The 19,571-nt window shown below is 61.7% G+C and carries 21 protein-coding genes and 2 pseudogenes; 14 read left to right on the top strand and 9 right to left on the bottom strand.

Annotated features, from left to right (window positions below; translation table 11 throughout):
* Complete coding sequence (locus NATGR_RS05460) at positions 1-1,179, bottom strand: NAD-binding protein (RefSeq protein WP_005580675.1); 1,179 nt, start codon at positions 1,177-1,179, stop codon at positions 1-3.
* A gap of 417 nt (positions 1,180-1,596) precedes the next feature.
* On the opposite strand from NATGR_RS05460, the gene NATGR_RS05455 reads away from it, so the two are divergent.
* From NATGR_RS05455 to NATGR_RS20155, 6 genes and pseudogenes are all read left to right on the top strand, one after another.
* The gene (locus NATGR_RS05455) at positions 1,597-1,878 is read left to right on the top strand and encodes a ubiquitin-like small modifier protein 1 (protein WP_005580677.1); all 282 of its coding nucleotides are present in this window, start codon (positions 1,597-1,599) and stop codon (positions 1,876-1,878) included.
* Between the two features lie 485 nt (positions 1,879-2,363).
* Entirely contained in the window at positions 2,364-3,539 is a 1,176-nt protein-coding gene (locus NATGR_RS05450) for a tubulin/FtsZ family protein (RefSeq protein ID WP_005580678.1), read from the top strand.
* A 177-nt stretch (positions 3,540-3,716) separates the two neighbouring features.
* Entirely contained in the window at positions 3,717-4,394 is a 678-nt protein-coding gene (gene cofC, locus NATGR_RS05445) for a 2-phospho-L-lactate guanylyltransferase (RefSeq protein ID WP_005580680.1), read from the top strand.
* Positions 4,395-4,444: 50 nt separating this feature from the next.
* The gene (cofG, locus tag NATGR_RS05440) at positions 4,445-5,608 is read left to right on the top strand and encodes a 7,8-didemethyl-8-hydroxy-5-deazariboflavin synthase subunit CofG (RefSeq protein WP_005580681.1); all 1,164 of its coding nucleotides are present in this window, start codon (positions 4,445-4,447) and stop codon (positions 5,606-5,608) included.
* A gap of 68 nt (positions 5,609-5,676) precedes the next feature.
* Positions 5,677-6,930, top strand: coding sequence for a tRNA (N(6)-L-threonylcarbamoyladenosine(37)-C(2))-methylthiotransferase (locus tag NATGR_RS05435; RefSeq protein ID WP_005580682.1), 1,254 nt, complete (start codon positions 5,677-5,679; stop codon positions 6,928-6,930).
* A 23-nt stretch (positions 6,931-6,953) separates the two neighbouring features.
* Positions 6,954-7,220: pseudogene (locus NATGR_RS20155) on the top strand (glutaredoxin).
* Between the two features lie 280 nt (positions 7,221-7,500).
* Here NATGR_RS20155 and NATGR_RS05430 read toward each other — a convergent pair.
* On the bottom strand, positions 7,501-8,040 hold the full coding sequence (locus NATGR_RS05430) for an HIT family protein (protein ID WP_005580683.1): 540 nt from the start codon (positions 8,038-8,040) through the stop codon (positions 7,501-7,503).
* Between the two features lie 404 nt (positions 8,041-8,444).
* On the opposite strand from NATGR_RS05430, the gene NATGR_RS05425 reads away from it, so the two are divergent.
* Positions 8,445-8,645, top strand: coding sequence for a DUF7835 family putative zinc beta-ribbon protein (locus tag NATGR_RS05425; protein WP_005580684.1), 201 nt, complete (start codon positions 8,445-8,447; stop codon positions 8,643-8,645).
* A gap of 187 nt (positions 8,646-8,832) precedes the next feature.
* Here the strand turns inward: NATGR_RS05425 and map are convergent, their stop codons facing one another.
* The 3 genes from map to NATGR_RS05415 all read right to left on the bottom strand — a co-directional run bounded on the left by map (position 8,833) and on the right by NATGR_RS05415 (position 10,881).
* Entirely contained in the window at positions 8,833-9,729 is an 897-nt protein-coding gene (gene map, locus NATGR_RS05420; protein WP_005580685.1) for a type II methionyl aminopeptidase, read from the bottom strand.
* 52 nt (positions 9,730-9,781) lie between these two features.
* Positions 9,782-9,904, bottom strand: coding sequence for a methionine--tRNA ligase (locus tag NATGR_RS20390; RefSeq protein ID WP_015233366.1), 123 nt, complete (start codon positions 9,902-9,904; stop codon positions 9,782-9,784).
* 80 nt (positions 9,905-9,984) lie between these two features.
* Positions 9,985-10,881 (bottom strand): isoaspartyl peptidase/L-asparaginase, encoded by an 897-nt coding sequence (locus NATGR_RS05415; protein ID WP_005580687.1) that lies wholly within the window; start codon positions 10,879-10,881, stop codon positions 9,985-9,987.
* 97 nt (positions 10,882-10,978) lie between these two features.
* Between NATGR_RS05415 and NATGR_RS05410 the strand changes: the two genes are divergently transcribed.
* The 3 genes from NATGR_RS05410 to NATGR_RS05400 all read left to right on the top strand — a co-directional run bounded on the left by NATGR_RS05410 (position 10,979) and on the right by NATGR_RS05400 (position 13,415).
* A complete protein-coding gene (locus tag NATGR_RS05410; protein WP_231990840.1) occupies positions 10,979-11,302 on the top strand; it encodes a hypothetical protein in 324 nt (107 codons plus the stop codon).
* A gap of 226 nt (positions 11,303-11,528) precedes the next feature.
* Entirely contained in the window at positions 11,529-12,791 is a 1,263-nt protein-coding gene (gene icd / locus NATGR_RS05405; protein WP_005580689.1) for an isocitrate dehydrogenase (NADP(+)), read from the top strand.
* Between the two features lie 174 nt (positions 12,792-12,965).
* A complete protein-coding gene (locus NATGR_RS05400; RefSeq protein ID WP_005580690.1) occupies positions 12,966-13,415 on the top strand; it encodes a GNAT family N-acetyltransferase in 450 nt (149 codons plus the stop codon).
* A gap of 129 nt (positions 13,416-13,544) precedes the next feature.
* Here NATGR_RS05400 and NATGR_RS05395 read toward each other — a convergent pair whose 3' ends face one another.
* The gene (locus tag NATGR_RS05395) at positions 13,545-14,357 is read right to left on the bottom strand and encodes a hypothetical protein (protein WP_005580692.1); all 813 of its coding nucleotides are present in this window, start codon (positions 14,355-14,357) and stop codon (positions 13,545-13,547) included.
* Positions 14,358-14,570: 213 nt separating this feature from the next.
* Here NATGR_RS05395 and NATGR_RS05390 point away from each other — a divergent pair, with 213 nt between their 5' ends.
* A complete protein-coding gene (locus tag NATGR_RS05390; RefSeq protein ID WP_005580693.1) occupies positions 14,571-14,891 on the top strand; it encodes a hypothetical protein in 321 nt (106 codons plus the stop codon).
* Positions 14,892-14,971: 80 nt separating this feature from the next.
* Here the strand turns inward: NATGR_RS05390 and NATGR_RS05385 are convergent, their stop codons facing one another.
* Entirely contained in the window at positions 14,972-15,592 is a 621-nt protein-coding gene (locus NATGR_RS05385; protein ID WP_005580694.1) for a DUF7509 family protein, read from the bottom strand.
* A 95-nt stretch (positions 15,593-15,687) separates the two neighbouring features.
* Here NATGR_RS05385 and NATGR_RS05380 point away from each other — a divergent pair, with 95 nt between their 5' ends.
* Complete coding sequence (locus NATGR_RS05380; RefSeq protein WP_005580695.1) at positions 15,688-16,071, top strand: winged helix-turn-helix domain-containing protein; 384 nt, start codon at positions 15,688-15,690, stop codon at positions 16,069-16,071.
* A 26-nt stretch (positions 16,072-16,097) separates the two neighbouring features.
* Here the strand turns inward: NATGR_RS05380 and NATGR_RS05375 are convergent, their stop codons facing one another.
* Positions 16,098-17,462 carry an NRAMP family divalent metal transporter gene (locus tag NATGR_RS05375; protein WP_005580696.1) on the bottom strand — a complete coding sequence of 455 codons (1,365 nt, stop codon included), beginning with the start codon at positions 17,460-17,462 and terminating at the stop codon, positions 16,098-16,100.
* Positions 17,463-17,827: 365 nt separating this feature from the next.
* Between NATGR_RS05375 and NATGR_RS05370 the strand changes: the two genes are divergently transcribed.
* Both NATGR_RS05370 and NATGR_RS05365 read left to right on the top strand, forming a co-directional pair.
* Entirely contained in the window at positions 17,828-18,352 is a 525-nt protein-coding gene (locus tag NATGR_RS05370; RefSeq protein ID WP_005580697.1) for a DUF5817 domain-containing protein, read from the top strand.
* Between the two features lie 37 nt (positions 18,353-18,389).
* Entirely contained in the window at positions 18,390-18,728 is a 339-nt protein-coding gene (locus NATGR_RS05365; RefSeq protein WP_005580698.1) for a hypothetical protein, read from the top strand.
* 57 nt (positions 18,729-18,785) lie between these two features.
* On the opposite strand, the pseudogene NATGR_RS19860 reads toward NATGR_RS05365, so the two are convergent.
* Positions 18,786-19,541 (bottom strand): annotated as a pseudogene (locus NATGR_RS19860) (alpha/beta fold hydrolase); the annotation flags it as partial.
* Positions 19,542-19,571: the final 30 nt, after the last annotated feature.

Raw genomic sequence — 19,571 nt, 5'->3', positions numbered from 1 at the left:
TCACTCGTTGCCGAGAATCTGTTCGATCAGCTCGGAGTCGTCACTGCCGAGTGCCGAGCGGATCAACAGGTGACCACCGAGTACCGACGGACTGATCACCGTGTCCGCACCGGCCCGCTCGAGTTTCTTCGTGTTCTCGCGGTCGGTTGCGGCTGCGACGATGCGGGTGTCCGGTGCGAGTTGACTGGCAGTGAGAATTGCCAGTGCATCCCGAGCGTCTTCGTCCGTGGCGACGACGATGCCGGTCGCACGACCGATCTTGGCACGCTCGAGTGGCCCTTCGTCGCTCGGATCGCCAGCAACGACCGCGATGTCCTCGGACGAGAGGTCGTCCGTCGTGGCGTCGTCGGTTACGACGACGAACTGGCGGTTGCTATCCGCGAGCTCGTCGACGATCGGTGCCGTCAGTTTGCCATAGCCAAGCACGAGGAGGTGATCCTCGAGCAGTTCGAGTTGTGAGTCGCTCATCTTTCCGAGTGTCTTCGTGATGCGAGCCTGAATCGCCGGCCCGACGAGTGCCCCGATGGCGATACCGAAACTGGCCACGCCGAGGACAACCACGGACATCGTAAACAGCATCGCCTCGGGAGTCTCCGGGACGATGTTGCCGTAGCCGACAGTGCTCGAGGTAATCAGCGTAAAGTAAAACGCATCGAGGAGGGTCTCGATGCCGTCGAAATCGTCGCGAAAGCCGTATGCACCGAACGTACCGTAGATCTGGACGCCAAACAGCGCGCCGCCAGCCCCGAGCTGGGTCGCTGTCAGCGACAGCGACTTTTCGAATCGCTTGCGGGTAAAGAGGAGAATCGGAATCGAGAGTAACGAGAGGATGACCAGTGGGATGGAGTAGATGTCCACCTGGAGCAGTCCCTGAATAGCGGTCACTGGCATGAGAATCAGCGTGGCGTACCAGCCGGCGCGCAGTCCGCGCCGCAGAGCGAGTGCGCTCCCGACCATAAGAAAGCCGGTCAACGCGCCGGTGAAGCCGACCAACCGCTGGACGGCGCCGGGAACCATTCCCGCCAACGGCCCGTGATCGACTGCCTCTTGGCCGATGTGGTGAACTCCGGTGAGGACCGAAAGCAACGCGACGGCAAGCGCCAGTCCGATGGCTGCCCGGACCGTGACGACTCGTTTCCAGTTTTTGGGCAACCGTTCGAGCAGCGCCTCACCGACCATACCCTCCGATCTAACCCCCGTTCAGTTAAACGTCTCCGTTGGGCACGCCGAAAATCGCTGCACCTCGACTCCTCGGGCCTCGAGGAACTCGGCGCTTCGCTCGAGTTTCGTCTGCCAGCCCCGGTCTGGTCGATCGAAGCTGATGCGTTCGATTTCGAACACTTTCGCGAGGTCTGGCCCGATCAGCAGCCGATCGAAATCTCCTGCAGGAAACGTCGTGTGGCTGCCACCCTCTGACGGGCGATGGCAACCGGCGGTGTCTCGTCCGAACGCACTCCGTACCGTACTACGCCGTTTAGATAGTGCGAGGCGGAAACCCACAACTGCAGGCGTAGGTCGCTCAACGAGTCGAGTGGTCCTGTAGTGTAACCAGCCGAGAGCGGTAGCTACTTGCCTCCGGCACCGATACCGCCAGCTATGGCAATCGAGTGGAAACTGTTTGCGGATCTCGCCGAGTACGCGGACGACAAACACGTCGCAGTCGACGTCTCTGCAGGCGACACCGTCGGGGATGCCCTCGAGGAACTGCTCGAGGACGTGCCAGCACTCGAGGGTCGTGTCCTCGACGACGGCGAACTTCGGTCCCAGATCAACGTGTTGCGAAACGGAACGAACGTTCTTGTCGAGGCGGACGGACTCGAGACTGAACTCGAGGATGGCGACGAACTGGCGCTGTTTCCGCCGGTTAGCGGTGGCTAGTTCCGCTCCAAGTGTCGACTGGTTCCGTGTCCTGTCCGTCGGTGCTGGTGCAGTCGTTTCGGATGCGGTCACACGGTGTATCGGTACAGCAATTCGTCTGAGAGGCGACACCTGCTCGTTACGGAATGCTGTCCCGATGTCCCGGCGCGACCGCGAGTCCACCTGCGGTCACGCCGGAACTGACTGACAGCAAACCGTCTGAGGGACGGACTCTCGTGGCCTCTGCTCGTGGCAAACCAACGGCGTAGTTGCCGTTCACGTTCGCTTCGACGTGGTCGTTTCCACTCGTTCTCGCGCCACTACTGTTAATATAAAGAACATGATCTCTGGTAGCTATTTATCTATTTTTTCTTAATAGTGCCGGCGGAAAGACTTCCCCTTCTATCGATTTTTTGTACTCGTAAATTTTCTCATAACGATCACCATCAAAAGATTTATGTCCTTGATTACTCTGGTACCTATTCAACGGAGCCCCCTGACAAACAATGAAGTTGGCGATGATCGGATTTGGACAGGCCGGTGGTAAAATCGTCGATCGCTTTCTCGAGTACGACGAGCGGACTAACAGCTCGATCGTTCGCGCGGCGGTCGCGGTTAACTCCGCGAAAGCGGACCTGATGGGACTCGATCGGATCCCAAAAGAAAACCGCGTACTAATCGGCCAGGCCCGCGTCAAGGGCCACGGAGTAGGGGCGGACAACGAACTCGGCGCGGAAATCGCCGAAGAGGACATCGACGAGATACAGAACGCGATCGACTCGATCCCGACCCACGAGGTCGACGCGTTCCTGATCGTCGCCGGTATGGGTGGCGGGACCGGGTCGGGGGGTTCCCCCGTCCTCGCAAAGCACCTCAAGCGGATCTACACGGTCCCGGTCTACGGACTCGGGGTCCTCCCCGGAACGGACGAGGGAGGTATCTATACGCTCAACGCCGCTCGCTCGTTCCAGACGTTCGTCCGCGAGGTAGATAATCTACTGGTCTTCGACAACGACTCCTGGCGACAGACCGGCGAGTCCGTCGAAGGCGGCTACGCCAAGATCAACGAAGAGATCGTCCGCCGGTTCGGCGTCCTGTTTGGTGCCGGCGAAGTCGGCGGCGACGAGGAAGTCGCGGAGAGTGTCGTCGACTCTTCCGAGATCATCAATACTCTTTCCGGCGGCGGTGTCTCCACGATCGGATACGCGAGCGAGGGCGTCGAACTGAACGACAGTGGCGGTCTTCTCTCGCGATTTACCGGAGACGACGGCAACCACGATTTGGACGGAGCAAGCACGACCAACCGCATCACGAGTCTGGTCCGTAAGGCCGCGCTCGGCCGCCTCACGCTTCCCTGTGAGATCGAAGGTACCGAGCGCGCGTTGCTCGTTCTCTCCGGTCCGTCCGAGTACCTGAACCGGAAAGGGATCGAACGCGGACGCAAGTGGCTCGAAGAAGAGACCGGCAGCATGGAAGTCCGTGGTGGGGACTTCCCACGAGAGGTCCCGGAAGTTTCGGCGTCCGTGCTTCTGTCGGGTGTCACCGACGTCCCACGGATCAAACGCCTCCAGCAGGTCGCAATCGAGGCACAGGACAATATGGACGAAATTGCAGCCGAGAGCAACGAGAACCTCGAGGAACTCGTCGACGACGACGAGGACGAACTCGAGCCGTTGTTCTAACGCCGGCCCGCGATCGGCCGAATCGAGAACGCAACGACGATTGTCGACGGTCGCTTGCGTGTCGGGGGGCACGTAGAACGCGACCAGGTGTGGTCGACGCGTCGTCGCCGCTGGTCGATGTCTCTGTTGTCTCACACTCCGACGTACTTTTGAGCGCGTACGAGCTACGACCGGCAGATGCAGGTCGTCGTCCCCTTCGCCGCCGAGTCGCCCAAAACGCGTCTCGAGAGCGTTCTCTCTTTCAGCGAACGAGAGGCGCTCGCTCGAGCGATGCTCGGAGACGTCCTCGAAGCGATCCTCGAGACCGGCCACGAGCCGACGGTCGTGTCGACGGCACGACTGTCACCGGAGTCGGAGAGTGATCCCGTGACCGGTCACGCCGATATCGGGACGCTGGTCGACCGTGGTGTCACGATCGAAGTCGACGACCGACCGCTGACCGACGCGGTCAACACCAGACTCACGGCCGCAAACGGCCCCGTCGCAGTCGTCATGGCGGACCTGGCGCTTGCGACGCCTGACGCACTCACGAAACTGTTCGCCACCACCGCCGATGTCGCCATCGCGCCCGGTCTCGGCGGCGGAACGAACGCCCTGCTGGCGTCCCATCCCGAGTTTCGCGTCGACTATCACGGCGCTTCGTACCTCGATCACTGCCGCATCGCAGGCGAGATCGACGCCTCGCTCGAGACCGTCGACTCGTTCCGGCTGGCGACCGACGTAGACGAACCCACAGACCTCGTGGAACTGCTAGTCCACGGCTCCGAGAGACAGCGTGCGCTATCGACGCTTCTGGCGTTCGGGTTCGACCTCGAGACGACAGCAGGACGAACCGACCTGCGTCGCGTAAAGTGAACTGAACTGAAGTGAAGTCCTTATGTACGCGGCGACGACACTCCGAGGTAATGATTCCCGGGGCCAGCGAGTACGGCGTCGACGTGACGATCGACGACTGCGAGGTCGACGAGTTACTCGAGGTTACGCCCGCCGACGTCGACGGGCCGTCGTCGTTGACGTTCGCACGCAACGTCTTCGTCCCGCTGACAACGGCCTGTCGGTACACCTGCACCTACTGTACGTACTTCGATCCGCCGGGCCAGGCGTCGCTACTCTCGCTCGAGGAGGTCCGAGAAATCTGCCGGCAGGGTGCCGACACGGGCTGTACGGAGGCGTTGTTCACGTTTGGCGACGATCCGGACGATCGCTACGACGAAATACACGCCCAACTCGAGGAGTGGGGACACGACTCGATCCACACCTACCTCCGGGAAGCCTGCGAGGTCGCTCTCGAAGAGGGGTTGCTCCCTCACTCGAACCCGGGCGACCAGGCCCGTGAACAGATGCAGACAGTCGCCGACGTCAACGCAAGTATGGGTGTGATGCTCGAGACGACAGCTGAGATCGACGCCCACGCCGGGTCCCGCCGGAAGGAACCGGGACAGCGACTACGGACGATCCGGACGGCAGGCGAACTCGACGTGGCTTTCACCACTGGCATTCTGGTCGGTGTCGGTGAGGACTGGCGAGATCGGGCTGAGAGCTTGCTTGCGATCAGGGAGCTACACGAACGATACGATCACGTCCAAGAGGTGATCGTCCAGCCGGTTCGGGAGAACGAACGGTGGTCCGGCGGCGAACCCACCCTCGAGACGATGCGGCGGGTGACGGCGATGGCTCGTGCCGCCCTTCCCGAGGAGGTATCCATCCAGGTCCCGCCGAATCTAACGCCCGCGCGCGAACTGATCGACTGTGGTGTCGACGACCTCGGTGGCGTCTCGCCGGTCACCGACGACCACGTCAACCCCGACTACGCCTGGCCCGCCCTGCGCGAACTCGAGTCGATCGCCGAGGACGTGGGGCTGACACTCGAGGAGCGCCTGCCAGTGTCAGACCGGTTCCTTCCAGCCGAGTTGCGTCCGGCAGGATTCGATGGTGTGCCGGCCGAGGGAACAGAGAGTGAGTACGCGAGTCGTGAGTGGCTCTCCCCGACGATTCGTGACGCGTTGTTGCCCGGCGACGAAACGGAAAGACGGTATCGGTCGCTACTCGAGAGCTCCGGTGGGCGGTAACTTTACACGCGCGTGCGCGATTCGTCGCCCTTTTGCCTGCAGAGGCCGGACGAAAGTATCAGAAACGGATGGCCCGGTACCACATCGAAACCTATGGCTGTACGTCCAATCGCGGGGAGAGCCGCGAGATCGAGCGGCGACTCCGGGACGCTGGCCACCACCGCGTCGACAGCGCCGAAGCGGCGGATGTTGCCATCCTCAACACCTGTACCGTCGTCGAGAAGACCGAACGGAACATGCTTCGCCGGGCCGAGGAGTTGGCCGACGAGACGGCAGCTCTCTACATCACGGGCTGTATGGCCCTGGCCCAGGGCAAGGAGTTCGCCGAGGCGGACGTCGATGGCGAGGTTCTCCACTGGGACGAGGTTCCCCAGGCCGTCACCAACGGCGAGTGTCCGACGACCACACCCGACGCCGAACCCGTCCTCGACGGCGTGATCGGTATCCTCCCTATCGCACGGGGCTGTATGTCGGACTGTTCGTACTGCATCACCAAACATGCGACGGGTAAGATCGACTCACCGTCCATCGACAAAAACGTCGCTAAGGCCCGAGCGTTGATCCACGCCGGCGCGAAAGAGATCCGTATTACAGGCCAGGACACCGGCGTCTACGGCTGGGACGACGGCGAACGCAAACTCCACGAACTGCTAGAGCGCATCTGTGCGATCGACGGCGAGTTCCGCGTTCGAGTCGGTATGGCCAACCCGAAAGGCGTCCACGGCATCCGGGACGAACTCGCTGCCGTCTTCGCCGGCAACGAGAAACTGTACGACTTCCTTCATGCGCCCGTCCAGTCCGGTAGTGACGACGTACTCGGCGACATGCGTCGCCAGCATCAGGTCGAAGAGTATCTCGAGGTCGTCGAAGTCTTCGAGGAGGCACTCGACTACTGGACGCTGTCGACGGACTTTATCGTCGGTTTCCCAACCGAGACGGAACACGACCACGAGCAGTCGTTGGCACTGCTCCGGGAGACCCGCCCGGAAAAGATCAACGTCACCCGCTTTTCGAAGCGACCGGGTACCGACGCCGCCGAAATGAAGGGGCTCGGCGGCACCGTCAAGAAGGAACGATCGAAAGAAATGAGTGCTCTCAAGCGTGACGTCGTCGGCGACGCCTACGAGGCGATGGTCGGCGAACGACGTGAGAACTGTCTCGTCGTCGAGCAGGGAACCGCCGACTCCGTCAAGTGCCGGGACTCGGCGTACCGCCAGATCATCGTCCAGAACGCGACCGATCACGGTCTCGAGCCCGGCGACTTCGTCGACCTCGAAGTGACGGCACACGAGACGATGTACGCGTTCGGGGAGCCGATCTGACCACCCACTGACGTTTTTATTGGATCGAGGCGAACGCGGCATACGAGGATGATCACGCTGTACGAATAGACGGCTGTCCGTACTGTGAACGAGTCGCCGACCGTCTCGAGGAACTGGATGTCGACTACGAGAGTATGTGAGTCGACGCGTTACACTCCGAGCGCGACGAAGTCAAACGGATCTCCGGCCAGCGCTGTGTTCCAGTGCTGGTCGACGAAGCATACGGTGTGACGATGGCCGAATCGGCTCGTAGCCTCGCGTCTCTCGAGACGACGTCTGCTTCTCCGTAGCTCCCGACTGTCAGACAGGCTGTGTATCGAAAGCCAAACACGACCGCGAGCAGAGCGCGGTCGCTGACGGACAGTCGCTCGTCTCATACGGACTGCTGTAACTAGTTACCACCGCTCGTCGACCCCGTGCTGGCGACCGTCGGTAATCGACTACAGTAACCGCATCGGCACAGCCGGCCACACGGGAGACGCGGTTCGGCTGCGTAAGCGAGGACAGTGAGGCGACCGGGAGAAGCGACCGACAAGTTGCCGGCCGGCGACGAAGACGACGGTCAGTGGCCTACTCGAAAACGACCGCGCTCTCGTCGTCTGGAACGGTCGCACCCTCCTGGTTGGCGAACGCCTCGTAGAGGTGATCGTAGGTCTCCTCGAGTGCTTCGACGACTACTGTCGTGTCGCTGAGCACGGGCATGAAGTTCGTATCGCCCTGCCAGCGTGGGACGACGTGGGTGTGAAGGTGGTCGCCGATCGACCCACCGGCGCCGTCACCGAGGTTCAGGCCGGCATTGAACCCGTCGGGGTCGATAGCTTTCTCGAGAGCGTCGAAGGTGCGTTGCTTTAGCTGAGCGTGGCCAAGCAGTTGTTGGTCGGTGAGGTCGGCGTACTCTCCCGTGTGGGCGTAGGGAATGACCATGACGTGGCCGGGATTGTACGGATAGTTGTTCAGGAGAACGAACGCGTGGTCGTTGCGGGCGACGAGTCTGTTGTCTCGATCGTCGTCCAGTTCTGGGAGTTCACAGAAGACACAGTCGTCGATAGCCGGATTCTTCTCGTCGCGTCTGATCCACTCGATCCGCCAGGGGGCAAACACCTGCTCCATATCCGAGAGGATGGGAGTGACTCTTATATACTATCGGCCCTCGACTGGTGGATGGCGTTTCCTCGAGTCACTTGCATAGCCACGACAGGTCAGCCCACGCCTGCTCTCTCGAGGGCGACCAGTGTGCGACCCCTGCTGTTAGCAGGGGTTTTCAGGTCCGCGCGCGAGGGTAAATCACTTGCTCACCACTCGAAATAATTGGTTACGAGGGCGAGATAATATATCAATATTGTTTATAGTTTCTCCCCCACGACTTTCACGATGAGTGGACTATATGACTGGCTAAACGATATTGAACGATCTAACGAAGCTTTGCGGGTTTACAACCTCTGGTTAAGGATTTTCGACTCAGAACTCGAAATCGGCCGGAGGTTTAAGATGGTTCTATCGATAGCAGTCGAGTAATGGCAACGACTGATAATTCATTCAACGGGATAACTGAATACTGCGACGAATGCGGGCTCGAGACGATCCACGAAGTGTCCGTCCAGATTCGAACGGAAAGCGTCAAACAGGAGAACGCGCAGTTCTCCCGCGAGCCCTACCGCGTGAGCGAGTGTCAGCGCTGTGGAACACGGACGAGCCAGCGCATGAACAACGCGTAAACGACTCGTTACTACCCCTCATTACTCCCCCCATCGACTATCCGACCGACAGCAGTTGCCACGCGCCGGTATCGTGGTCCTTTCATACGGGTTGCTGTCCTGATTTACCGGTGTAACCGTAAGACGGGGCGCGGTTGCACCGCCAATGACTTACAACAATCCGTATCAGGACGTAGTTACTTCAGGTTCAGTTCGTCGTCACTTCACACCCGTCCTCGGTGACGATGAGGGTGTGTTCTTTCTGGCTGACGAGACAGCCTTCGTCTTCCTGTAACACCGGATAGCCGTGGACGATGTCGTTGCGCTTGAGTCGCCGAAGCGCTATCTCCGGCCGATCGGTTTCGAGCCATCGAGTCGCGAACGGCAGCGTCCGGAACTCGTCGGTGATCTGTTCGAGTGCCTTGCGTGCGTCCCGATTTCGGATCTTCCCTTCCCGTTCGAGCGCGAAGATCTCTTCGCTTGCGCCCTCGGTGACTTTTCCCCCGCCGTCGGTCGCGAACGGTTCGATAGCCACGACGTCGCCGACTTCGAGTGTCGCTCCCTGCGAGACGGCCCGGTTGGGGATGTTCGGGTCAGTGTGCTGTTCCCAGTGCCCTAGTCCGTGGCCAGTGAGGTTGACGACAGGATTGAAGCCGTATCCGTCGATAACGTCTTCGATCTCCGCGCCGATCTCGCCGGTGTCGACACCGGGCTCGATTACGTCGAGTGCAGCCTCGAGTGCCTGTTCAGAGGCTTCGGTGAGTTCGGGATTCCCGGAGAGGTCGACCGTGATCGCGGTATCTGCCAGCCAGCCGTCGACGTGAACGCCAATGTCTACGTTGATCATCTCCTCGCCAAACGTCGTTTCGTCGCCGATCGACGGCGTCGCGTGGGCCGCTTCGTGGTCGACGGAGATATTGACAGGGAAGGCGGGTTCACCGCCGAGTTCACGGACCCGGTCTTCCGCGTACTCGGCAACCTCGAGGTGGCTCGCCCCGACCTCGACGCGTTCGACTGTCTCTTCGCGGACCTGTGCGAGGATCTCCCCGGCTTCGCGGTGTTTCTCGTACTTCTCGGACTGAAGGTCCACCTCGGATTCAGACATGTACCGGGATTGTGCCGGTCGACAAAAAGAGGTTCCGCCTCCGGACTCCTCGTCAGTGGTCCGCTCGCCCGTCGATCCAGCGACACTCTGGACAGGTGTCGACGCCCTGGACGTTAGTGAGCGTCGCTTCACAGCGCGGACAGTGTCGCGGCCCGTGGTGTGGAGATTGAAGCATCGGTCGTTGCAACGCACACGACAATAATAAAACTACCTCACGTCGATCGTCGAAAGACCGGTGTCGAGAGCGAGCCGTTGTCAGTCGTGATACCGGGCCGTCTGCATCTGTGAACTGTTGTACGCCGAGCCGAGGGTTCCACGCGCGTCGACGACGATGAGTCCCGCCGTCGATCCGGTCAACTCTGCAAACTCTTCGACCGCGACGTCGGCCGCCTCGTCCGCATCGAGGCCGCGTTCGACGTGGCGTGATGCCCGCCGCGCAAGCGTGACGCGCGCGATGTCTTCACCCGCTCCGGTCGCGCTGACCGCCGCGGCAGGCGAGCAGTAGAAGCCGGAACCAACCTGTGGGACATCGCCGACCCGTCCGGCGAGGGCGAGCCATCGACCGCCGGTGGAGGTCGCCGCCGCGAGTGACTCGCCGTCGCAAGCCACCGCACCAACCGTGTCGTGGTCGTGTTCGTCCGCCGGTTCGTCGCGACCGTCGGGGTCGGAGTTCCCGTAGCGATCCCGGATCGCCTCGAGTTGACTCTGGACGTCGCCGCCTGACTCGAGTTCTTCGTCGTCCCACTTTTCTTGCGTGCGCTCTGCCCAGAGGTCGACGCCGGTCTCGATTCCGTAGGCGTCGGCCAGCGAGACGGCGTGATCGCCGGAGACGAAGCCATGAGGTGTCTCTTCCATGACAACTCGCGCGACGCTGATCGCGTGTTCGACGCTTTCCATCGAACAGGCCGCACCAACGGCTCTCTCGTCGGTCATGATACCCGCGTCGGTCCGGATTCGTCCATCGCTCTGGACGGCACTGCCGACGCCGGCGTTGAACCTGGAAGAAGCTTCGAGGACGCTCACTGCCGCCTCGACCGCATCGACCGGATCGGCTTCGGCCCCACCGGTCTCGGCTGCCTGCTCGAGAACTGCCTGTCTGGGCGCTGGCTCGTCTGGCTCGCTGCCAGCACCACCGTGAACGAGTACCTGCATACGTTCACGTCGCAACTCCTCGTGGTAACGAGTACCGATTTTGCCTCGTCACGAAACCCCCACACTTACGCCGGCGGCCGCTGAACCGATGCCGACGATGACGACGATGCCACCTGCCGCCTTGCTTGCGGGGTTCTGTGCCGTACTGTCGGCAGTCGCGGTCTGGCAACTCGTGAGTGACGACGATCGCGATCCGATCGACGTCGGCACGACGCTGATCGTTCTTGCGATTACGTTCGGTGCTGTCGTCTGGGCGGCTATCGGGGAGACGTGGCTCACCTGGCTGGGACGTGCGGTGATAGCAGTTGCCGGCCTCGTACTCGGTTGTATCGGGCTGGCACTCGTCGTCCGATACTGGAACCGCCCCTCGAGCGGACGGGCCGGTAACGACGACCTCGAGGTAAGCGACGACCGCCTGTAGCCTCTTTCCACTCGTCCACACCGAGCAACGGTACTGTCGAACCCTCCTTTCGACGACCGGTTATTTTATTCAGGGTGTGAAACGACGGACTTTCTCTCGTTCTAGGCTGGCGACAGAGCGGCTCTAGCTCTGCTTCCCACGGCAAGCAGCCGTTTCGATCTCCGCTACCTGGATTCGATAGAAATGGTAGGTCTTTTACCGTCTATGAGAGAACCGTACAAACGAGATGAGCTACGACAAAATCGAGGTGCCCGAGGAAGGGGAAAAGATCACGTTAAAAGAGGGTGCCGAGGACGAACTCGAGGTGCCTGACAACCCGATCATTCCGATCATCCACGGTGACGGCGTCGGCAGCGACGTCGGTCCCGCGGCCCAGAAAGTACTCGAGGCTGCCGCGGAGGCGACCGGTCGTGAGATCAACTGGATGCGCGTCTACGCCGGCGAATCCGCTCGCGAGAAATACGACGAGAACCTGCCCGACGAGACCGTCGAGGCGATCAAGGAACACCGCGTTGCGATCAAGGGTCCACTCACGACGCCCGTCGGGGCCGGCTTCCGTTCGCTGAACGTCGGTCTGCGCAAACTGCTCGACCTCTACGCGAACGTCCGACCGACCTACCACTTAGACGGCGTCCCGTCGCCGATGTCCGAGCCCGAGCAGATGGACATGGTCACCTTCCGTGAGAACACGGAAGACGTCTACGCCGGCATCGAGTGGGAGGAAGGCACCGACGAGGTCCAGCAGGTCAAGGAGTTCGTCGAGGAAGAGATGGGCTTCGACGACGTCATCCACGACGGGCCCGTCGGCATCGGTGTCAAACCGATCACGGAGTTCGGCACGAAGCGACTCGTCCGCCGTTCCATCGACTACGCCCTCGAGCACGATCGTGACTCGGTCACGCTGGTCCACAAGGGCAACATCATGAAGTTCACCGAGGGCCAGTTCCGCGACTGGGGCTACGAGATCGCCGAAGAGGAGTACGGCGACGAGGTCATCACCGAGGACACCCTTTGGGAGGAACGCGACGGCGAGGCTCCCGAAGACGCCGTCGTCGTCAACGACCGCATCGCCGACAACATGCTCCAGCAGATCCAGACTCGCACCGAGGAGTACGACGTCCTCGCGACGATGAACTTAAACGGGGACTACATCTCCGACGCCTGTGGTGCCCAGATTGGCGGCCTCGGCATCGCGCCCGGTGCCAACTTCGGTGACGGCCGCCTGCTCGCCGAGCCCGTCCACGGCTCCGCACCCAAGTACGAGGGCCAGGACAAGGTCAACCCGACCGCCATGATCCTCTCGGGCCGTATGATGCTCGAGTACCTCGGCTGGGACGACGCCGCCGACCTCGTCCGTGACGCCGTCGAGGAGACGATTTCGTCGGGCAAGGTCACCTACGACCTCGAGCGCCAGCTCGACGACGCCGAGAAGCTCGCCACCAGCGAGTTCGCCGAGGAAGTCGTGGACAATATCGAGACCCTCTCGTAGAGAGCTGTTCGGCCAGTCAGGCCGCGAAGCGGTCTGACGCTTTCGAGAAGTTCGCACAAGCGAGTGTCGAGCCGTTTCGTAACTACGTCTCTATTTCGTCGCCGCTTCTACCGACCTCGAGTACCCGACTCCGGTGTCGTAACGCACTCGTCGGGGGAGTCCGTACGCACGGCTATGTCATCGACGGGAGATCTCGACGTGCGCGTCGTCACCGACGAAACCGAGCGCAAGGACGCGTTCGCGGTTCGACACGAGGTGTTCGTCGAGGAGCAGGGGGTCGACGAGGACCTCGAGTACGACGAACACGACGCCGACGCAGTCCACTTCGTCGCCTACGACGACGCCGAGCCAGTCGGTGTCGCCCGGCTGCGAGAGCTCGAGGACGACGACGCCGGCAAGGTCGAACGTGTCGCGGTGCTCGAGTCACGTCGAGGCGAGGGAATTGGGTGGGAGCTGATGCGGACGCTCGAGGAACGCGCGACGGAACTCGGGCTGGCGAAACTCAAGCTCCACTCGCAGACTCACGCCGCCGAGTTCTACGACCGACTCGGCTACGACCGATACGGCGAGGAGTTCGAGGAGGCCGGGATTCCTCACGTCGAGATGCGGAAGTCACTGGAGTAGTGGGTGCAGCCGTCGGTATCGCGGATGACGAACGGAGTCGCTTCGTTCGAACGATCTGGTATCGGTCAGTACGGTCTGGAAGCCTCGAAAAAAGTCACCGTTGACCGACGAGCGGTAGCTAACTCTTTCTCACTGTTCGTCTCGAATCTCGTCAACCCACTCCGGTTCAGTTACCGTTGGGTCATCTGCCACGTCGATGGTCGTTTGAATGCTTTGGACCTCTTCTGTTCCCCACAGGTAGTCGAGGTACGTAGAGACAGCCATGTACTGCACGGAGACGTCCGCAGACTCCACGGAGTAAGTCTCCGGAGCAACTGTCACGTGACCGGACGCGTCTGTGATGCGATATTTAGATAGTTCACCAGAGGTGTTGTACCAGCCCTCCTGTGGTTCGTACACAGACGCACTATCGTCCGACGCGACTCTCTCGTATGTCGGGAGTGTCCGTATTCCGTTGAGGAGCATGGTCTCCGTCGTGTCAATCGTCCCGTGGAATTCGTCAGGATCTTCTTCAATCACGAGGAACCGAATCTCATCCCCCTCTTGGGCTTCGTCTACGATAGTTCTGCTCTCATATGTTGTCTCGATTCTCTGCTGGTACGACTCAGCGTCCTTCTCGTCGGCGTACCGGTACATTCGGTACAGCTCGCCATCAGGCTCCTCCCGATAGGTTTCTCTCACCATGTCGTCTGTCGTGTAATACTCATACCGTTCCCCGTCTTCAGTCAAAACCGCCTCGTACTCAATGAACTCCTCACCGTCTGTCTCGACCGCGCCAGTGAGATGAAATGCGTCCTCGAGTTCGAGCGTGAACATCTCGCTATCGGAATTAGCGCTGTGCGGACTCTCGTATGAGGAAGGGTACGTTATCATCAGGGCAGTACTGACGGCCACCGCCACGATGAGCAAGCCGATTATGAGTGCGATTGTCCTCCTACTCATTTACTTTTTGTGTTTATTTTATTGTAATTAATTTTCGGGTTCTTCAAACGGATGCGAATTACGAGGGGTGTGGTGATCGGTCGGCGGGTGTTCGTTTCCGACGAATTGAACCACCTCAGTCGCAAGCCGGAATTGTAGTGTGGGGCGATACGGTTCTATCCATGATCGTGCAACCCGCTCCTCCTCACAGACGCTGCGTTTGCCGTCACGCTGATGCCGTTTTTCGTCTGTTCGGTGGTCGTGTTCGCGGTCTTCGTACTGAGCGTGCCGCTGGTCGAGGGAGACGTCTCGTTCTGGTGGCTCCTCGTCTGGTTCGGCGGTGCGGTCGGTGCGCACACGTTTCCGAACGCCGTCGCGACCGACGCGCTCTGGGAGCAGTCGCGAGCGACCTCGAGTCCCCTGAAAATCGTCGGCTACCCGATCGTCGCGGTGTCGAAAGTCGTGAACGTCCTCCGGTTCCTCTGGATCGACCTCGTCTACGCCGTCGGTCTCTACCTCGCCGCGAAGTCACTGCTGGGCGTCGTCGCCTTCTAGTACCGTCCCAACCGTCGACTGACGGGTCGAATCGAGCCCCACCGCCAGATTCGACCCCTCAGTGCAGGCTTGGCCCGCCACTAGTCGAGTCGTGGTAACTCGCCCGTTCGCTCCTTCCGGATGAGGTCGCGCACGAACAGCCGTAGCTGGCGCGTCAGGTCCTCGCGGTCCTCGTAGGAGTAGATCCGTGCCTCCCAGCGGTCGCGGACGGCGGCGATCATCGCGCTGCGGACGCCCGACTCGTGGACGAACAGCACGCGCTCGCGGTGGTGGTCGGCTATCTCGTCGTCGAACAGTGCCTCGAGGACGGCCCCGACCTCGATGCCGACGCCGAGGTTGTCGCCGACCGCGGGGACGACGTAGACGACGGTGTTGCTCGCTCGAGCAAAGGCGATGCTCTGGGAGGCGGCGTCCAGTTCCGACAGCGGAACGTCGACGTCGATCGCGAGAAAGGCGTTGACGCCCGCCTCGGTCCGCAGTCGATCGCGAACGTCGAGCAGGAGATCCAGCGCCGCCTCGTCGCGTTCCAGGTCGTGGTCCGATCCGACGAGCGTCCCGAAGTCGACCGACTCGGGGATCGCCTCGGGGTCGGCGTCCTCGAGCGCGTTCTCGAGGTCGAACGCCTCGTAAGGCCCCATCAGGTAGACCAGGAACCGCGACCGCGGCAGCGAACCGAGTTCGTCGACGATCCGATCGCGCATACCCTGCCTGCTCACGGAGCCTATATAAATGTGGCCTGCTTCAGCGATTACTGACTCAGGGAACGCTTATAGAAACGGAAGTTCAAATTCCAGTCATGGCCGAATCCGAACGCGGCACGCGGCGAGCCGGGGACGACCTGCTGCCCGAACACAGCGTCCTGAGCCTCGAGGAGTATCTCGAGATGCAACGCTCGATCGGTAACGAGACTCGGTTTCGTGTCCTCAACGCCCTGCTCGAGGGTGGCCCCCAGAGTGCGAGCCAGCTTCGCGACCGACTGGAGATCGAGTCGAACGTGCTCCACTACCACCTCGACGAACTCGTCGACGTCGGGCTCGTCGAGAACCGGAAACGGAAGGAGCCCGATACGGACGGGCTCTACTCGTACTACCGGGCGACTGCACTCGGCGAAGGCATCCTCGAGCACGGGGTTCGAGAACTGATGGCTCGCGAGTGGGACGCCCTCGAGGAGTACTCGTAGCCACTGAAAGTCAGGTGCAAACAGTTTCAGTTGTTGCGATGGCGTTCTCTGACGTACCTGACGGCCAGTCCGACGATCGCGAGCGTCATCGCCGCCGCGAAGGCGACGACGAACGCCGACATCGGTTCGGTGACCGTCTCGAGTTCCTCGAGAACGAACTCGCCGGCCAGCACGCTCGCGACGGCAAAGAGGACGACGCCGCCGAGGTTCGCGAGCCGAGAGTTCGTTTCGGGAACCACGTCGGGATCGTTCAGCAGGTAGAGGATCACGGCCAGCGCGAACGGCGTCCCGACGAGTCCGAACGCGAGCACCAGCACGAGCAACTGGAAGAACGCGCCCTCGAGGAAGGCACCGACGGCGGAGGCCAGCGCGACGGCGACGAGCGCACCGCGGTATCGGCGGTCTTCGACGGACTGTTCCCAGCCCAGTTTGTCGGCGACGAGGTACGGTGGAACGATCGTGTTCCCGCCGAGCGTCGAGACGGCGGCACCCCAGAGACCGAGCAGGAACAGCCAGACGGCGTGTTCGCCGGCGATCGGGCCGAGCGCCTGGGCCGCCTGGATCTCGTCGATCGTCGCCGGATCGACGCCGGCCTCGGGGAGGACGCTCGCCGCGACGAGGAAGACGGCGAGGCTGAAGACGCCGAAGGCGACGAGCATCGAACTGACGACGTCGAAGACTGCGATGTCGCTGTCGTCGTCGGTCCAGCCCCGCGCTCGCATCGTGTAACTCTGCATCGTCAACAGCGTGATGTGAACCGCCCCACCGAGTACGCCAGCGGCAACGACTGCACCGCCGACGCCTGGAATCCCGGGGACGAGTCCGGTCGCCGCTGCAGTCGGATCGATCGGAACGACGAAGACCGACGCGACGAACGCGAGAACGACCAGCGAGACGATAACTTTGGCACCGATCTCGGCGATGCGGTAGCCACCGCCCGCGAGGCCGAGTGCGAGGATCACGGCCCAGGTCACTCCCCAGAGCCGCGGATCGGCGAGCGCTGGGACGCCTGCGGTGGTGAAGATCGTCGCGCTCACGTCCGCGAGCGTCTTCATAATCACTAGCTGTGCGAGCCCTGCCGCCAGGACGACGTCGATCACGAGCACCCACGCCCAGAACGAGCCGAGGTGTTCTTCGACGACCGCGACGATGCCCTGCTCGGTGAGCAGACCGAGCCGCATCGCGAGGTACTGTCCGACGGTTCCGAGCACCGCGGAGAGGACGACCACCCACAGCAACGCGTAGCCGAAACTCGCTCCCGCGACCAGCAGGCTGACCATCGTCGCCGGTCCTGCTGCAATCGCACCGGCGAGCCAGGTCGGTCCGAGCCGCCGTACGAATCCGAGGACCCGTCCACCTGTCCGCTCTTCCTGATGCGTCTCAGTTGCCATCGAGACGTATTTCGATTTGAGCCATATAACTTCGTGGTATCTAGTAGTGGTGGGTGATACTGCCGGACAGAACGACGTGACGATCGGCCGCTCTGTTGGGGCCGTCACCGGTGGAGGCGGCCGCGAATCCGCGACCGACTTCGTATTGACTTCTGTCCGACAGTATGAGTTGGCGTCCCGGTGTGTTTTCACGAACCTGTAACTTCCATCGAACTGGCCGTTCGTTCCGCGTCCGCTATCGCGTGTAAACTCCTTTCTTTCGCTCGAGACAATGGCGCTGCTCGCTCGTCGTGGAGAGAGTCCAACACGATCACGACGACTCTCGCTGCGACACGTTTAAGCAGAGTCGAGCGTCACGTCGAGCTATGTACGCCGTCGTCGGCTGTCGCGAGTGCTCTCATCTCTGGCTCCTCGAGGGCCGCTCGGAGACGACCCAGTGTCCCCGCTGTGGCTCGCGCCGCGCCTACGAGAAGCGCAAGAAGTTCGTCGAGACCGAGGACGCCGATCACGCCCGGGACGTCCGCGCCTCGATGCTCGCGAACCGACAGGGCGAAGGCGAGCGGTTCGCGGAACTAGACTCCTTCGATGCTCTCGAGGAAGAAGTCGCCGACGGCGTCATCGACGACGACGACTACCTCGAGCAGTCGGGACTCGACGTCGACGAACTCGAGGCGGCGGGCGAGAGCGACCAACGCGGCCCGTCTCGGAGCGGGAGCAAGAAAGAGATCGTCGAACGGACACTCGAGGAGCTAGAGCAGCCGACCGAGGACGAGGTCGTCGAGTACGCCGGCGAACGCGGCGTCTCGCCGGAGTACGTCAGGGAGGCACTCGAGAAACTGACGCGGCGGGGCGTCGTCAGCGAGAACCGCGGTCGGTATCGAAAGCTATAGCGCCAGTGATTTGCTACCCGAGTCGAAACGTCGGGCAATGGCAGAGAATGTCGACGTCCAGGAGTTGACGATCGGCGTCGGAACAGTGATCGCGGTTCTCCTGCTCGGCTACGGGACGTTCCTGAACGAGACCCTGTTCGGCATCGAAACACTGGCACTCGCGATCGGTGCGTTCGCAGCGACGTTCGTCGCCGTCGGGGTCCTCCACGGCGCGTACGGACGGACGGACTTTGCGCTCGCACACGTCGTCGCCGGGGTTGGACTCGCAGTCGTCGGCCTCGCCTCGAGCGTTCTGCAGCTGATGGGCGGCTACGTCCTGTTGCTGATCGGTGGGGGGTACGTGGTGCTCGAGACGGTACGGGCCAGAAACCAGTAACGCGATGATTCCGGGTGAAAGCGGCCGACAAGACGTTGCAGGACTCGAATCGACCGATTACGAGAACTGACGCCTGAAGCCGTCTCCGTTTTCACGATCGTCCCGATTCAGATCGGACAGAAACGAGTGGAGTACGCTGGTAATCGCGTCCGGGTTATCGTGGTTCGCGATGTGGCCTGCCTCCGGCACAGTTACGGCGATGCTGTCCGGGAGCGCTTCGTTCCACGCCATTGCTTTCTCCTGGAGGAAAGACGCTTCGTGTTCACCGACGACGATCCGCTGTGGGTGGTCGGTAACCGACGGGATTCCCGTTGCGAGTTCGTCGATGAGCCCCCGCTCGAGGGACAGCATCTGTTCCTTTCCCGTGGCCGAAGCGACACGCGTGACGTACGCTCTAGCGCTGGGAGTGTGAGCCACGGCTCTCGCGAACAGGGGAGGTATAGTTCGCTCCGGCATGAGTTTCAGTACCCGCAGGTGAAACCGGAGAAGCCTGATGGCGCGGTCGGAGAGTCCGCCGTGCAGTGGAAACCCGCCGACGTGGACCATGCCGGTCACATGGTCGGGATGATTGTCGCAAACGTACTGGCTCACTAAACTCCCCATCGATTGTCCGACCAGAACGGCACTGTCGATCCCTTCTTCGTCGAGAATTTCGAGCAGACATTCGGTGGCAACGGCGAACTGTAGCGGTTCGTCGAGCCGGAAAGATCTCCCACAGCCGGGCACGTCCCAGGCGAGAACGCGATACGATGCAGCGAGATCGTCGATCTGCGCTCGCCACGTGTCGTGCTCGAGGGCGAACCCGTGCGTGAATACGACAGCTGGTGATCTTCAGACCCAGCC

Source organism: Natronobacterium gregoryi SP2 (genome assembly GCF_000230715.2).
Taxonomy (GTDB): Archaea; Halobacteriota; Halobacteria; order Halobacteriales; family Natrialbaceae; genus Natronobacterium; species Natronobacterium gregoryi.
The sequence above is the reverse complement of the archived record's forward strand: the minus strand, read 5'-3'. Positions and strand labels throughout refer to the sequence as shown.

What these genes read in the sequence shown, in the direction of transcription:
- NATGR_RS05400 (WP_005580690.1), top strand. Translation starts at nt 12,966, where the DNA reads ATGTCATCGACGGGAGATCTCGACGTGCGCGTCGTCACCGACGAAACC.
- cofG (WP_005580681.1), top strand. Translation starts at nt 4,445, where the DNA reads ATGATTCCCGGGGCCAGCGAGTACGGCGTCGACGTGACGATCGACGAC.
- NATGR_RS05410 (WP_231990840.1), top strand. Translation starts at nt 10,979, where the DNA reads ATGACGACGATGCCACCTGCCGCCTTGCTTGCGGGGTTCTGTGCCGTA.
- NATGR_RS05385 (WP_005580694.1), bottom strand. Translation starts at nt 15,592, where the DNA reads ATGCGCGATCGGATCGTCGACGAACTCGGTTCGCTGCCGCGGTCGCGG.
- NATGR_RS05450 (WP_005580678.1), top strand. Translation starts at nt 2,364, where the DNA reads ATGAAGTTGGCGATGATCGGATTTGGACAGGCCGGTGGTAAAATCGTC.
- NATGR_RS05375 (WP_005580696.1), bottom strand. Translation starts at nt 17,462, where the DNA reads ATGGCAACTGAGACGCATCAGGAAGAGCGGACAGGTGGACGGGTCCTC.
- map (WP_005580685.1), bottom strand. Translation starts at nt 9,729, where the DNA reads ATGTCTGAATCCGAGGTGGACCTTCAGTCCGAGAAGTACGAGAAACAC.
- NATGR_RS05390 (WP_005580693.1), top strand. Translation starts at nt 14,571, where the DNA reads ATGCCGTTTTTCGTCTGTTCGGTGGTCGTGTTCGCGGTCTTCGTACTG.
- NATGR_RS05460 (WP_005580675.1), bottom strand. Translation starts at nt 1,179, where the DNA reads ATGGTCGGTGAGGCGCTGCTCGAACGGTTGCCCAAAAACTGGAAACGA.
- NATGR_RS05435 (WP_005580682.1), top strand. Translation starts at nt 5,677, where the DNA reads ATGGCCCGGTACCACATCGAAACCTATGGCTGTACGTCCAATCGCGGG.
- NATGR_RS05380 (WP_005580695.1), top strand. Translation starts at nt 15,688, where the DNA reads ATGGCCGAATCCGAACGCGGCACGCGGCGAGCCGGGGACGACCTGCTG.
- NATGR_RS05430 (WP_005580683.1), bottom strand. Translation starts at nt 8,040, where the DNA reads ATGGAGCAGGTGTTTGCCCCCTGGCGGATCGAGTGGATCAGACGCGAC.
- NATGR_RS05365 (WP_005580698.1), top strand. Translation starts at nt 18,390, where the DNA reads ATGGCAGAGAATGTCGACGTCCAGGAGTTGACGATCGGCGTCGGAACA.
- icd (WP_005580689.1), top strand. Translation starts at nt 11,529, where the DNA reads ATGAGCTACGACAAAATCGAGGTGCCCGAGGAAGGGGAAAAGATCACG.
- NATGR_RS05455 (WP_005580677.1), top strand. Translation starts at nt 1,597, where the DNA reads ATGGCAATCGAGTGGAAACTGTTTGCGGATCTCGCCGAGTACGCGGAC.
- NATGR_RS05370 (WP_005580697.1), top strand. Translation starts at nt 17,828, where the DNA reads ATGTACGCCGTCGTCGGCTGTCGCGAGTGCTCTCATCTCTGGCTCCTC.
- cofC (WP_005580680.1), top strand. Translation starts at nt 3,717, where the DNA reads ATGCAGGTCGTCGTCCCCTTCGCCGCCGAGTCGCCCAAAACGCGTCTC.
- NATGR_RS05415 (WP_005580687.1), bottom strand. Translation starts at nt 10,881, where the DNA reads ATGCAGGTACTCGTTCACGGTGGTGCTGGCAGCGAGCCAGACGAGCCA.
- NATGR_RS20390 (WP_015233366.1), bottom strand. Translation starts at nt 9,904, where the DNA reads ATGCTTCAATCTCCACACCACGGGCCGCGACACTGTCCGCGCTGTGAA.
- NATGR_RS05425 (WP_005580684.1), top strand. Translation starts at nt 8,445, where the DNA reads ATGGCAACGACTGATAATTCATTCAACGGGATAACTGAATACTGCGAC.
- NATGR_RS05395 (WP_005580692.1), bottom strand. Translation starts at nt 14,357, where the DNA reads ATGAGTAGGAGGACAATCGCACTCATAATCGGCTTGCTCATCGTGGCG.